General features: G+C 70.5%; 15 protein-coding genes. 1 reads left to right on the top strand and 14 read right to left on the bottom strand.

Translation table 11 applies throughout. The features are described 5' to 3' along the window. Positions 1-36: 36 nt before the first annotated feature. Both ACIA73_RS22700 and ACIA73_RS22705 read right to left on the bottom strand, forming a co-directional pair. Positions 37-225 (bottom strand): helix-turn-helix transcriptional regulator, encoded by a 189-nt coding sequence (locus ACIA73_RS22700; RefSeq protein WP_399440463.1) that lies wholly within the window; start codon positions 223-225, stop codon positions 37-39. Between the two features lie 228 nt (positions 226-453). After that, on the bottom strand, positions 454-2,169 hold the full coding sequence (locus tag ACIA73_RS22705) for a YfjI family protein (protein ID WP_399440464.1): 1,716 nt from the start codon (positions 2,167-2,169) through the stop codon (positions 454-456). Between the two features lie 134 nt (positions 2,170-2,303). Here ACIA73_RS22705 and ACIA73_RS22710 point away from each other — a divergent pair, with 134 nt between their 5' ends. Next, positions 2,304-2,501, top strand: a complete 198-nt coding sequence (locus ACIA73_RS22710; protein ID WP_399440465.1) for a hypothetical protein — start codon at positions 2,304-2,306, stop codon at positions 2,499-2,501. 65 nt (positions 2,502-2,566) lie between these two features. Here ACIA73_RS22710 and ACIA73_RS22715 read toward each other — a convergent pair whose 3' ends face one another. From ACIA73_RS22715 to ACIA73_RS22770, 12 genes are all read right to left on the bottom strand, one after another. Beyond that, a complete protein-coding gene (locus tag ACIA73_RS22715; RefSeq protein ID WP_399440629.1) occupies positions 2,567-3,436 on the bottom strand; it encodes a bifunctional DNA primase/polymerase in 870 nt (289 codons plus the stop codon). A 942-nt stretch (positions 3,437-4,378) separates the two neighbouring features. Beyond that, complete coding sequence (locus ACIA73_RS22720) at positions 4,379-5,827, bottom strand: DNA cytosine methyltransferase (RefSeq protein ID WP_399440466.1); 1,449 nt, start codon at positions 5,825-5,827, stop codon at positions 4,379-4,381. A 639-nt stretch (positions 5,828-6,466) separates the two neighbouring features. After that, positions 6,467-6,928: a single-stranded DNA-binding protein gene (gene ssb / locus ACIA73_RS22725; RefSeq protein WP_399440467.1), complete on the bottom strand. Its 462-nt coding sequence runs from the start codon at positions 6,926-6,928 to the stop codon at positions 6,467-6,469. A gap of 188 nt (positions 6,929-7,116) precedes the next feature. Further along, a complete protein-coding gene (locus ACIA73_RS22730; protein WP_399440468.1) occupies positions 7,117-7,245 on the bottom strand; it encodes a hypothetical protein in 129 nt (42 codons plus the stop codon). A 2-nt stretch (positions 7,246-7,247) separates the two neighbouring features. Then, positions 7,248-7,640, bottom strand: coding sequence for an ASCH domain-containing protein (locus ACIA73_RS22735; RefSeq protein WP_399440469.1), 393 nt, complete (start codon positions 7,638-7,640; stop codon positions 7,248-7,250). Continuing rightward, positions 7,637-7,831: a hypothetical protein gene (locus tag ACIA73_RS22740; RefSeq protein WP_399440470.1), complete on the bottom strand. Its 195-nt coding sequence runs from the start codon at positions 7,829-7,831 to the stop codon at positions 7,637-7,639. The genes ACIA73_RS22735 and ACIA73_RS22740 overlap by 4 nt, the downstream gene beginning before the upstream one ends. Then, positions 7,828-8,157, bottom strand: coding sequence for a MazG-like family protein (locus ACIA73_RS22745; RefSeq protein WP_399440471.1), 330 nt, complete (start codon positions 8,155-8,157; stop codon positions 7,828-7,830). Before ACIA73_RS22745 ends, ACIA73_RS22740 begins: the two co-directional genes overlap by 4 nt. A gap of 71 nt (positions 8,158-8,228) precedes the next feature. Then, positions 8,229-8,564, bottom strand: coding sequence for a hypothetical protein (locus ACIA73_RS22750; RefSeq protein ID WP_399440472.1), 336 nt, complete (start codon positions 8,562-8,564; stop codon positions 8,229-8,231). A 105-nt stretch (positions 8,565-8,669) separates the two neighbouring features. Next, on the bottom strand, positions 8,670-8,831 hold the full coding sequence (locus ACIA73_RS22755) for a hypothetical protein (protein WP_399440473.1): 162 nt from the start codon (positions 8,829-8,831) through the stop codon (positions 8,670-8,672). 18 nt (positions 8,832-8,849) lie between these two features. After that, positions 8,850-9,314 carry a hypothetical protein gene (locus ACIA73_RS22760; RefSeq protein WP_399440474.1) on the bottom strand — a complete coding sequence of 155 codons (465 nt, stop codon included), beginning with the start codon at positions 9,312-9,314 and terminating at the stop codon, positions 8,850-8,852. Next, on the bottom strand, positions 9,311-11,479 hold the full coding sequence (locus tag ACIA73_RS22765; protein WP_399440475.1) for a hypothetical protein: 2,169 nt from the start codon (positions 11,477-11,479) through the stop codon (positions 9,311-9,313). The genes ACIA73_RS22760 and ACIA73_RS22765 overlap by 4 nt, the downstream gene beginning before the upstream one ends. Positions 11,480-11,489: 10 nt before the next feature. Further along, positions 11,490-11,882: a hypothetical protein gene (locus ACIA73_RS22770; protein WP_399440476.1), complete on the bottom strand. Its 393-nt coding sequence runs from the start codon at positions 11,880-11,882 to the stop codon at positions 11,490-11,492. Between the last annotated feature and the right edge of the window lie 5 nt (positions 11,883-11,887).

Below are 11,887 nucleotides of genomic sequence, written 5' to 3' on the forward strand. Positions count from 1 at the left end.
CGCCGTAGCGGGGGCGGACTCAAGAGCGAGGCTGTGTCAGGCGGCGGATTCCTCGCAGCGCTCCCACCAGGCGTCGAGGTCGGCCCGGCTTACGCGCAGTTGGCCGTTGGGGAGCTTGCGGAGGCGGGGCGCCTGCCCGCGTGCTCGCATCCGATAGAAGGCGGCGCGGCTCATGTCGATCTCGGCGAGCACTTCGGAGAGCCTGAGCATCTTGGGACGAGGCATGGAGCAACTCCTTGGGCGAGTAGCTGTCTTGAGTGGCGGGGGTGGGGCAGTGGATTCGTCGGGTCCTGGGCAGGTGGCCGAGAGCTCCCAGGTACGCCTCAGGGGTGGAGACCGCCGCACAAATCGCAGAATCCGCAGAAAGCCGGTTGGGGTGGTCTGACCTGCGGGTTTGTGCGGGGTGTTTTTGCGGCGGGGGCTCCCGCAGAAAGTTCGGAAATTCCGCAAAAATCAGTGGCCGCGCCGGGCGGGCCCGCTGGGACCGCCGGGGGTGTAAGGGGTGATCGGTTTTTGCGGAATTACCGGGTGTTTGTGCGGCGGGACCGTGCCGGGTGCGGTGGTGGGGTGTTTCCTCAGGTCAGACACGGTGGCGAGTTGTTTTTGCGTTTGTGCGGTTTGTGCGGCGGGGGTCGGGGCTCTGAGGGATGGGTGGGCCCGGTAGCGGGGTGCGGGTGGCCGGCCGCGTCCTCCGGTGCGCTCGGGCTGGTAGGTGCGGAGGTAGCCGTGCTCTTCCAGGAGGGTGGCGGCCGGTTCGAGGTCGGCGACGTTGGGGAATTCGCTGCGGGAGAGCTTGCTGAAGAGGTCTCTGCGGCTGACGTCGACCCATCCGTTGGACTGCAGGGTGTCGAGGACGGCGCGGGCCCGGGAGAGGGTGGGGTCGGCGCCCATGACGTCGAAGACCGACAGGGCGTGCGCGGTGAAGTAGTCCCCGAGGCGGATCGCGGCCTGCATGGTGTGCTCGGTGACGGGCTTGGTGTGGCCGGTGTCGAGGTGTTCCGCCAGGTGCAGCAGGGCGGCCATGCGGGCGACGGCTCCGGCGAGCTTGCCTGCCCAGTTCGCGATGTGTCCCAGGGAGCCGCCGCGGGCGGCGAGCTTGGGTTCGACGCGCTGCTGGTAGGCGATCAGGGCCTGGTCCGCTTCGGGGCTGAGCTGGATGACCGCCGGGTCGGTCCACTCCGCCAGGGCGAGGGTGAGCGCGACGACGTTGGAGGCGTAGAGGGCGGTGGTCTCTTCGGGGATGGGGTCGGTGATGACCGCGCGCTCGCCGACCTTGGAGATGGGCAGGGAGTACAGGAAGCGGGCCAGGAGGCCGCGTCCGTCGAATCCCTTGACCTTGGCGATGTCCTGCAGCACGGCGGGCTGGACGGCCAGGCCGATGGTGAGGGCGGGGTGGTCGACGTACTCGCGGCGGGTCTGCCGGTTGACCCGCAGCCGGTCCCCGGCATGCCCTTTGAGGAAGACCTCCATGTTCGGGGCGCCGGAGTAGCGTCCGGCGATGATGTCGAAGATGCCGCCCTCGGCCGACATCACCGCGAGCCGTCCGCCCTGCTCCGCGATCAGGGAGGTGACCGTCTCCGAGGTGGAGTCGTCGGCCAGCAGGAGCGGTTCGACCGGCACGGCCACCGATTCGGCGGTCTGCGCCAGCCCGACGGCCTGCGAGACGAGTTCCTCCCGCTCGCCGCCTTCCGCCTTCGCTGCCTTGGACGCTGCGTTGTCGGCGGCTTCCTTGGCGAGGCGTGCGGTCAGGTTGGCCTCGACGATGGCGGGGGCCACCTTCGCTTTGAGCTGCTTCTCCGCCTCGTACAGCGGGTCGGTGAGCAGGGCGAAGACGGCGGACTTGCGGTTGGCGGGGGGCAGGGCGCACACCACGTAGAGGTTGGTGGGCTCGCGCCAGTTGCCCCGCACGTGGACGACCGCGCGCCCGCCGGCCGCTGCCGCGAGGACGGACAGGGCGAGGGTGCCGGGAAGGTCGGCCGGGGTCTGGGTCTCCTCGGCGACCGCAGCGACGAACTTGCCCAGCCAGGCAGGGAAGACGTCGTCGGGGAAGTCGGGGAGGGCCCGCTGGGCGGTGAGCGGGATGGGGGTCTCCCACACCGGCTCCACGGCCACGGTGTCGGCGGGGTCGGTCAGTCCGGCCCACGGGTCGAACTCTTCGGGGGGTGTCATGAGGCGTTCCTCCTTTCCGGGGCCCGGCCGGTGGGCTGCTCCGAGGACGGTGTGAGGGGAAGGACTGAAAGGACGCCCTGACGGGCGACGTCTTCAGCGCCTTCGCCGGTGGGTTCTGCAGTCGCGTCGGCGGCGTGCGGGCAGTGGCCGACCTGGACGCGCTGCAGGAGCACGGTCACCTCGCGGCGGCCCGTGGCGCGCTCGTGGTGTCCGCAGACGCACAGCCAGTCGGCGACGGGCCGTTCATCACGGTCGAGGTCCCGGACGTGGATGCCGGGGCGGAGACCGGAAGGCTGCTTTTGTGCGGGGCTGCCGGGCGCAAAGACGGCTGAAACATTGGGGGATGCGGTCCCACCCGCTCCTGAAATGTTGCAGCCGGTTGGCGAAGCCAACCCAGTCACCGGGCCAGCGTGCGCGGGCGGGCTGCTCCGGCGCGCATGCCGCTGGAGACGGTGGCCAGGGTTTCGCGCGGCCCCTGCCCCACGTGCGCGCCCTCCTCGGTGAGCCAGCGCGTGACGTCGTCCTCGCTGAGCTGCCCGCCCGCTACGAGCTGCCCCAGTGCGACAGCCGCCCGGTACAGCGCGATGTTGCGACCGCCTGGGGCAGAGCGGGCCACCCGGTCCAGCTCGCCCTTGACCGCGGCGGCCAGGTAGCGGCTCATCCGGGTACCGGTGTGCAGCCGGACGCGTGCCGGGCGCTGCGCGGGAAGCGGCCCGGTGCTGCACAGGTCCTGCAGCCAGCCGGGCAGCAGGACCGGCGGGAGGGGGTGCTCGACCTCGTAGGGGCGTCCGTCGACGATGCTGTCGGCGCCGACCACGTACCCGCCGTACGCGCGGGTGTCGACCGACTTGCCGAGCTTGCCCGCGGAGTTGGTGAGCCGTACGCCGTCGGGGGCGGTGAAGTACAGGTGGTGGCCACCGCTGGCAGTCCGCACCGTGTACGTCACCGGGTACGGCTCTCCGGCGCGCTCGCAGAGCGCCGCCAACGAAGTGGCGCCGTCAGGCGCTCCTTCCAGTCCTTCCTCCTTGGACACGTCCAGGTCGACGACGACCAGGCCGGAGGGCCCGGTGGCGATCGCGACGTTGAACGGGGCCCTGGCCCATGCCGCGCGGATGCGGTCGGGGTCGGTGGTGGCGCGCTGCTCCCACTTCAGGTGGCCGGCCGTACAGTCCCCGGTGCCGGGGCAGCGGGCTTCGCCGTGCAGGGCAGGGACCTTGGCGTCCGGGCGGAGCGGGAAGACGTGCCAGCCGCGGTCGGCAGCGGCCAGCGCAGCGCGAAGCTGGGCAGAGCTGGTGAGTTGAGGCATTCTGGAAGTTCTCCTGTGTTCTCGAAGGGACGGGGAGAACCGAGGCGGGCGCGATCTTTGGCGAGAGGGCGTCCGCCTCGGGCATGCCCACCTGGTTGCGGGCATGACGGGGTACGGCGACAGCACGCCGTGAGGCGTCCCGTCGCTGCGGTGTGTTCATGAGGTTCCGGAGAATCACCGGTTCGGCAAACCGGCGATCCGGGTGTACATTGCCCCGCCCTTACGTCCGGATCGTTCGTAATGGGCTGTTCCCCGGAGGAACGCAGAGACTGTTCCCCGAGGGGACGCGGGCCCTGTTCCCCCGGGGAACAGCACCGTTTGCGCCGACCATGGTCGGCTCCCCGCCAGAGAGCGGGCTGCCGCTGGCGGAGCAAGTTATCGGCTTGGACACTCCACCCCGGTGGGGCGGGCGTCCGCGTCGTGGCCTTCGCCCTGGGGGTGGCTAAGGCGGGCAGTACGCGTCCCAGGGGATCGGCCCCCGTCGGGGACCAGTAACTTCACGGGGACCGTGTAATCGGGGACCGGTCCCCCTGACGGACTGTCACGGGGACCGGTCCCCGATTTCCTGGGGACCGGTCCCCGCATCGATCGGGGACCGGTCCCCGGAACCGCCTGGTGGGGACCGCGCTTGTCCCGACTCGGGACAAGTCGCCTGTCCCGAGTCGGGACAGGGCTCGTGTCCCGAGTCGGGACTCGTCCCTGAGCGAGCAAGATGGAGGTTCGGACACTCCCCCGCCGAGGGAGTGTCCGAACGCCTTCGCCCCAGGGGTGGCGAAGGCAAGACCCGACGACCGCGGGGACCGGTCCCCATCGGGCACCTCTCCAGTCCTCAGACGCTCGGGGACCGTGCGGATCGGCACTGCGGGGACCGGGTGGCGGAAGGGGACCGGCGAGCACCCCGTGTCAGCGTGCGGCGGGTTCGAGGTCTTGTCCGGTGAGGGCTTCGGTGACCATGGCGACCAGGTCCCGGGCAGCGTTCGGGGTGACCGCGTTGCCGAGCATCTCGACCTTCGTGCGCTTGTCGTTCGGCGTGAGGATGTAGTCGGCCGGGAACTCCATGGCCGCCTGGTACTCCTCCGGTTCGAGCATCCTGAACCGCATGTCCTCCGCCCTGGTGACGCTCCCGCCGTACAGGGCGGCGCACCGCTCCACGGTGGTGACGGTGGGCAGCGGGTGGTGGGCTTCCTGCGCGGCGGTTGTGGACGAGTAGTACGGCAGGATCATGTCCGGGGCCGTGACGACGCCGTGGTGGTTGCCGCCCGCGCAGACGGTCGCCAGCGGCTCGGTGACCGCCCGGTGCGAGGACGATCCGCCCCGAAGTTCGACCATGTACGGGGGCAGCGCGAGACCGGTCTCGTTGCGGGTCGAGCAGGTCCGCATTGGGTGGTCGACGGGGAAGGGCTGCTTGCCGTCACGGCCCTCGACGGGGACCAGGTAGGGGCGGTGGAACTGCTCGAACCCGGCCCTGATGCGCCGCATCGTCGCAGGCTCCAGCGCCTTCATACGGCGCTCCGCCCGCTCGCTGATGACCGTGGCGGGCAGGGACCAGTCCACGATCTCCGCTGCCGCGCGTACGGCCGGCTCGACAACCTGGTTGCGGCACGAGGTCTGCGGGCAGCGCCATACGTACTGGTTACGGGCCCCGAACTTCCCCCACGGCTTGAGCGGGTTGCAGAGCTTGGTGGTCTTCCACCCCTGGATCGCCCGCACCCTGCCATGGGTCGGGCAGTCGGCGACGGGGCGCAGCCACTTATCGAAGTCGGGGGCCTGGTCGCCGGGACGCCAGAAGATGTCGTACTTGCGGTCCCTGCTCTGTGCCGCGCCTTGCCCGTAGGCGGCGGCGTGCATGGAGTTGAGGTAGACCGACTGGTGGGCGTAGTTCCACGCCTTCATGGTGGCCAGCCACGCGTCATGGACCGCCCCGCGGTTGGACTTCGGTCCCCACCAGCGGGACTCCACGACGTTCTCCACGATGATCGCCCGGTACTGGTGGACTTCCGCGAACCGGGGTACGTCCCACATTGTTGCCCGTGAGCGGATGGCGGTCTCGTTGGTGCCGTCGGCGGCGAACAGCCCGTTGTCCCACTCACCGTGGTCCCTCGCAACGCCCTTGGCGTTGGAGTGGTTGGTGCACTCCGGGGAGGCCCACAGGATGTCCGTGGTCGGATAGCGGCGGGGCTCGACCTGGGAGAGATCGGCGCAGTCGTGGTCGGTGTCGGGGTGGTTGGCCTGGTGGGTGTCGATGGCGTGCCGGGTGTGGTTGGCGGCCATCCGCACCCGCACACCGGGCACGTTGATGGCCCCGGTGGACGAGCCACCGGCACCGCAAAACAGGTCGGTCAGTGTCAGCACAGCAACTCCCGTGTGTTCTCGAAGGGACGGGCAGAGCCGGAGCGGACGCGATCATTTGGCGAGAGGGCGTCCACCCCTGGTGCCCACGACTGCGGGCACCACAGAGCCCGGCGACGGTCTGCCACCAGGCGTTTCGTCGGCGAGGTCTGTGAACAAGGATCCGGAGAATCCCTGACTTCCGAAGTCAGGAAACCGGGTGTACTGTGCCCGCCCCTTGGGGTCCGGGCGGACCGGTCGAAGCCGTTCAGTGAGTGAACGCGCGCCGCTGACGCTCCCGCGCGCGGCCCGCCTGGCCGGACCGACGGACCGGTCCGGTGATGGTCCGCAGACCGGTCCGGTCTGCGGACCGTTGGACGGACCGAAGTTGCCGACGGACCGGACCGTCGGACGGACCGGACCGTGGGGCGGACCGAAGTCGACCTGGTGGCGAGCAAGTTATCGGCGAAGCTACTCTTCGCGGCGCCCGGCCGAAGCCGAGCAAGTTATCCGCGAAGTCACTCTTCGTGGGGTCCCCGGCCGAGGGCGGCCGGGGACGAGACAGGGGGCGGACCGTATGGTCCGTGCCCCCTGCCCGAAGGGACTCGGGAGAGCCGGGGTGGGCGCGATCTTTTGGCGAGAGGGCGCCGACCCCGGGCGCAGCTAGAACGGCGCTTCAGGGGCCTCCGGGCTGCCCTGGGAGGCGGGGCCGGCGGACGCCCATGCGTCCGGGCCGGGGGCGGAGGTGCTGCGGTTGCCGTCGTCCTTGCGGATGGTGAGGTTCACGAAGCGCAGGGACGCGCCGATCTCGTCGACCTCGACGGCGAGCATGGATCGGTTCTCGCCCTCGGGGGTCTGCCAGTCGTGCTGGCGGATGCGACCCGTCGCCACGACCCGTGTGCCCTTGGCCAGGGAGTCGGCGACGTGCTCAGCGAGGGTGCGCCAGGCCGCGCAGCGGAAGAACGTGGTGGTCCCGTCCTTCCACTGCCCGGAGTCCTTGTCGAAGGAGCGCGGGGTGGAAGCGATCGTGAACTTCGCGAGGGCGGCGCCGCCCTCGGTGAACTTCAGCTCGGGGTCGCCGGTCAGGTTGCCGACGATCGTGATCGGGGTCTCTCCGAACGACATGCTGATCTCCTCGGTGTGGTCAGTACAGCTCGTGGGCGGTGCAGAAGTCGCAATCGCAGTCGTCGTCGTGCGGGCAGTCACAGCCGCACGGGTGACCGGCGGGGCCGGTGCAGGAGCACCGGCACATGCCCTCACCGCACCGCATCTCGTCGTCATCCAGGTACACGGATCGCTCTTCTCGTCCGGGGCTACTGGCAGTTGCAGTCGGGGCGCTCGCTGGAGCCGTCGGCCCCGCACCCGCAGCAGTGCGGGTAGTCGTACGGCTCGTCCCCGTCGATGGGGTGGCACAGGTCGCAGTCGATGTCGTCGTCGTTCAAGGTCAGTTCCCCTCGGTGAGCAGCGGGTCGTTGAGCAGGTCGGGCAGGTTCCACAGCCGCTGGCGGCCCTTGACGGGGAGCGGGGTGGCGAGTGCGGTCACGCGGTCGAGGACCCAGTGGTAGGTGTGCAGCTCGCCCCACGGGGAGCAGCAGCCGTCCGTCGCGAAGTGGACGTCGACCAGGTCGGCGACGGCGACGACCGCGCCGCGGGTGTCCGGCCAGGAGTTCAGGGCGTCCCGGTCGGTGATGAGGAAGCGGCCCATCGGGTCGTATCCGGCTCCGGAGTGGATCGCGAGGCGCCCGCGGTAGGCCGTGGTCCAGGTCCGGTTCTCGGTGCGCTTGGTGCCGTGGGCGACGGCGTCCGCCCACGGCTGCTTGAGGGTGAGGGTCTTCACTGGTCCTCTCCTGCCGTACGCAGGACGACGAAGGTGTCGTCGACGGCGTCGTAGTGGACGTGCACGGGGTGGGGGTCGGCGGCGCGGGCCTCGGTCGCGGCGTGGGCGGCCTTGAGGGAGGCGCGGGTGTCTCCGGCAGGGAAGGACCGCAGGCGGACGGTGTGTTTTCCGGTGCAGGGCTTGCAGGTCATTGGGGGTTTCCTTCCTGGGCGTTGAGGCGGCGGGCGGCGGCGTAGAGCTTGGCGTCGAGGACGGCGGCCGGCGCGGTGGTGAAGGAGTGCAGGGCCACGGCGGCGGCGATGATGACGTCGCACAGCTCCTGGGCGACGTCGTGGCGGTTGTGGGTGACGCCCTTGCGGGGGTTCTGGCCGGTCACGCCGATGTACGCGGCGGACGCCTCCCCGGCCTCCTCGACGACTTTCAGCAGCCGCAGGGCGGTCTCGGTGCCGTCGGTGCCGTTGGCGGTGTCGAGGACGGCGGCGATGCGGCCGGTCAGCGGCCACAGAACAGCGCTCACAGGGTCTCCTCAGGTGGGTGTCGCGTGGAGGGCGGGGCAAGCCACCCCGACTCCAGCGCAGGGCGCTGGGGTCAGAGGGCGAGGGCGAAGACGGCCACGACGAGGGCGGCGGAGGCGGCGAGGATGAGGACCGCGCCGATGCTGGCCCACCAGTAGTGGCCCATCGTCTTCTCGTTGTGGAGGTCGCTGAGCCCGTCCGCGATGCGCGCGTGGAGCGCGACCAGCGGGGACAGGGCGGCGTACCAGCGGCCGAGGCGGTCGATCTGCCCGGCGATCTCCTCGTCGGGTATGTGCCCGCCGTGCAGGGCCAGGCGGTGCGCCTGGCCCTCGTCGGCCAGGTCGGGCAGGTCGAAGAGGACCGGGCTGGTGGTGCGGCAGACGCTGCAGCGGTAGACGTAACGGCGCACGGGGCGGTGTCTCCTGAAGGCAGGGGATGTGGGGCCGGGAAACCAGCGAGGGCGGCCCGGACTCCGGTGGAGTCGGGCCGCCCTCGCTGGTGTGTGGCGGGGTGTTCAGTGGTTGAGCTGTCTGCGGACGTCCGAGACGAGACGGAGGATCTCCGTCGCCATGTCGGCGATGGTCTGGAGCTGCTCTTCGAGTTCCTCGCGGTTGGTTGCGGTGAAGGTGAACGACCGCTCGTCTCGGGGTCTGCGGTCGGTGAACTTGAACGACACGTGGGTCTCCAGCAGGGGTCAGATGTTGGCGTGGTGTGCGCGCTGGATGGCGGCCTCCCACACGCTGCGGATCTGGGATCCGGTGTGGGAGTCGTTCCAGGCGGGGATCGCGGTCCACTGCTTGCCGTGCTGGCGGCGGGCCTCGTCCAGGAGGAGGTTCCCGGCGTCGCAGTAGGCGCCGTTGCGGGCTCCTGCAGCGGCCCGCAGGGCGCCGATGGAGCAGCGGGCGCCCTCGGGGTGGACCAGGTGGTGCTTGGCCCAGCCGTGGGTGTCGAGGATGTTCAGGGCGTCGGTGAGGGTCGTCTCGACCGGCCCCGGCTGGTGCACGGGCGGGGCGGCGGGGACGAAGGTGACCGGTGCCGGAGCGGCCGGAACTGCGGCGGTGTCGGGTTCCGGGGTGGGGTCCAGGAGCTGGAACGCCTTGGCGTACAGGTCCTGTTCGACGGCGGCGAACTGGGTCTGGGTGTGAGTTTGTGTGGTCATGCTGCCCTCCACAGGCCGTTCTCGTTGGTGACCTCGTCCCGCTTCTTCAGCTCGGACAGGCGTGGTTTGACCTTCTGCACCGAGGTGCCGAGCTTCCGGGCGAGGGTTTCTGCGGTCATGGGGATGGACTGCTCCCTCAGGAGTTCGAGGATGCGCGGCTTGATCAGCTCCTGTCCGTCGGTCGGGGCGGCGGGACCGGCGGGGTCCGCCGGAGCCTGCTGGGGGGAGGGCGTGGCCGGTCGCTTCTGCGCTGCGGCGAGAAGGTCGGCGAGGCTGCCGATGAGGTTCTTGCCGCGCTGGTCGACCATCGGCGTGCGGGTGATGGCCTCCCGGTGCTGCCAGGCGTCGCAGTCCTCGACGGCGACAGGCGGCAGGTGTCCGGCGAGGGAGGCGGGGGGTACGTCCAGGTGCAGGGAGCGGAACTGGACGGCCTGCGATCCGGGGGTGAGGAGGTAGCCGAGGCCGAAGGTGGCGTCCTCGGGTCCGGCGGCGGCTTCGGTGTCGAGGCCGCTCATGTCGCGGTCGGCGACCTTGGCGTACTGGCCGGGCCACGAGGACGGGATCCTCGACAGGTCGATGCCCTCCGCGCCCTCGACCGCGTTCACTCCGACCAGGGAGCCCTGTCCTTTGGCGCAGCGCAGGAACACGGCGCCGCCGCCGATCAGGAGCTGGGAGCGGATGATCGTGGAGTTGCCGAGGTCTTCGGCCAGCGGCGTCTGGGTGGCCAGGACTACGCCGATGCCGCGTTTGAGGGACCGGCGGGTGAGCTGCTCCACGATCGTCTTGGCCTCCGCGTGATACGGCGAGGAGACCGACAGCAGCATGTGCGCTTCGTCGATGACGGTCAGGATCAGCGGGTCGGTGAAGGGGAACGACGGGGAGCGGTAGCGGGCTTCGCGGTCGAGCATCATCGCGTAGGCCAGCCGAAGGGCGCCCATCGCTTCGTCCAGGCCGTCCCCGCAGTGCGCGGACAGGTGGGCTCCGGCGATGGTCCCGGCCTGCGGGGAGGCCAGGATCGCAGCGATGCGGGAGCGGTGGGCGGAGAGCAGGATCTGTTCCAGAATTCCGGACTTCCCCGAGCGGGATCCGCCCACGAGGTACAGGTGGCGGGCGCCGGAACCGGGCTGGGCCAGGGGAACCAGGGCCGCGAGTGCGTCGGTGTAGGTGCCTAGGCGGACGTATCCGCGCGAGTCCATGGTCAGCTCGTCCACGACCGAGGAGAGCATCGTGCCGTGCATCAGCGCGTGCTCCTCCATCACGCGCACCCCCATCTGCGAGGGCTTGTCGGTGGGGGCGAGAGCGATCTGGATCGTCTCCAGGTCGAGGTTGCCCGCCAGGTCCTGGACGTTGACCGTTCCGATTGCCTTGCGGTCGCGAGTGGCGATCCCCTCCCAGTCCAGGGGCCCGTCGTAGCGGGTGAGAGCCAGGGTGGTGCCGGGCATCGCGCCTTCCGGGACGGCGACGTGCGCCGCCCACACTTCCTCGGGAGTCGTGGGTGCGCCGACCGCGATCTGCGGCTGTGATGCGGCCTTCTTGAGGTGGACGGTGACGGGCAGGGCGTTGGGTGCGTAGTGCTTGGGGTCTCCCATCTCGACCTGGGAGACGGGGACGTTGTAGACGGAGGCGATGTCGGCGGCCTTCACCCGCACCTGCTGGCCCTGGGGCACGGTGATGACCCCGGTGAACGACAGGTGGTCGTCCCCGACGTCGAGGGCGAGGTGCGCGAGGACGGCACCGGCCTGGATGAGCTTGCGGCCCTCGGTCTGGGTGGGCCCGCAGATGAACTCCGCCCACCAGGCGGTGATGACCTGCTCCTGTGAACTCTGGCCGCCCGGTGCGGGGGTGACCGTGGCAGGCAGAGCAGGGGGCCCGCCGGCCGTGTTGCGGTGGTGGGCGAGGGCGGCGGCCCCGGCGGGGACCGCGAGCCCGAGGGCGAACAGCGGGTCCATCCCGCTGGCGAGGACCTCGTGGGCGGCGATGCCGCAGCCGGTGGCCGTGCTCCCGCAGGCGATGAGCGAGCGCAGAACGGGGGCGGAGGTATTGAGCGCCCACGCCCCCGCTCCGGCCGCCGCGGCAACGAGAGCGGACCAGGGGCCGGTGATCAGTGGTGCCACCGCGAGCGCGGCGGGCGCGCACTGGATGAACTGTGTACGGGTCGGCCCCATCGCCGTCTCCTTAACTCTGGGCGTAGAAGGCGGCTTCCGCCATCTCGACAGGCGAGGTGTCCACGGCATCGGCGATGCCCCCGTGGTCGCTCTCGACGGTCGTCCGCGCGTCGTCGGCGGCAGCCGAGGCACTGTCCGCCGCTGCGGTGTAGCCGCTGGCGGCTTCCTTGGCGCCAGTCATGGTCAAAGCCGCGTCCGCGAACTCAGCGGTGGTGGCGGCGTCGACGGCCAGCGCCTTCATCGTCTCGGAGGCGTCCTGCATCTGCTCCGCGGTGTCGTCGACAGTCGCAGCGAGCGTGGTGACGGTCTCGGCGTGGGCGTGGACCTGGTGGGTGAGCCAGGCGAGCTTGGCCCGCAGGGCCGCGTACGTCACGGCGTCCTTGAGGGTTTCACTGACACTCATGTGGG

Source organism: Streptomyces sp. NPDC051561 (assembly GCF_044454195.1).
Lineage (GTDB): Bacteria > Actinomycetota > Actinomycetes > Streptomycetales > Streptomycetaceae > Streptomyces.

What these genes read in the sequence shown, in the direction of transcription:
- ACIA73_RS22700 (WP_399440463.1), bottom strand. Translation starts at nt 225, where the DNA reads ATGCCTCGTCCCAAGATGCTCAGGCTCTCCGAAGTGCTCGCCGAGATC.
- ACIA73_RS22705 (WP_399440464.1), bottom strand. Translation starts at nt 2,169, where the DNA reads ATGACACCCCCCGAAGAGTTCGACCCGTGGGCCGGACTGACCGACCCC.
- ssb (WP_399440467.1), bottom strand. Translation starts at nt 6,928, where the DNA reads ATGTCGTTCGGAGAGACCCCGATCACGATCGTCGGCAACCTGACCGGC.
- ACIA73_RS22740 (WP_399440470.1), bottom strand. Translation starts at nt 7,831, where the DNA reads ATGACCTGCAAGCCCTGCACCGGAAAACACACCGTCCGCCTGCGGTCC.
- ACIA73_RS22760 (WP_399440474.1), bottom strand. Translation starts at nt 9,314, where the DNA reads ATGACCACACAAACTCACACCCAGACCCAGTTCGCCGCCGTCGAACAG.
- ACIA73_RS22765 (WP_399440475.1), bottom strand. Translation starts at nt 11,479, where the DNA reads ATGGGGCCGACCCGTACACAGTTCATCCAGTGCGCGCCCGCCGCGCTC.
- ACIA73_RS22770 (WP_399440476.1), bottom strand. Translation starts at nt 11,882, where the DNA reads ATGAGTGTCAGTGAAACCCTCAAGGACGCCGTGACGTACGCGGCCCTG.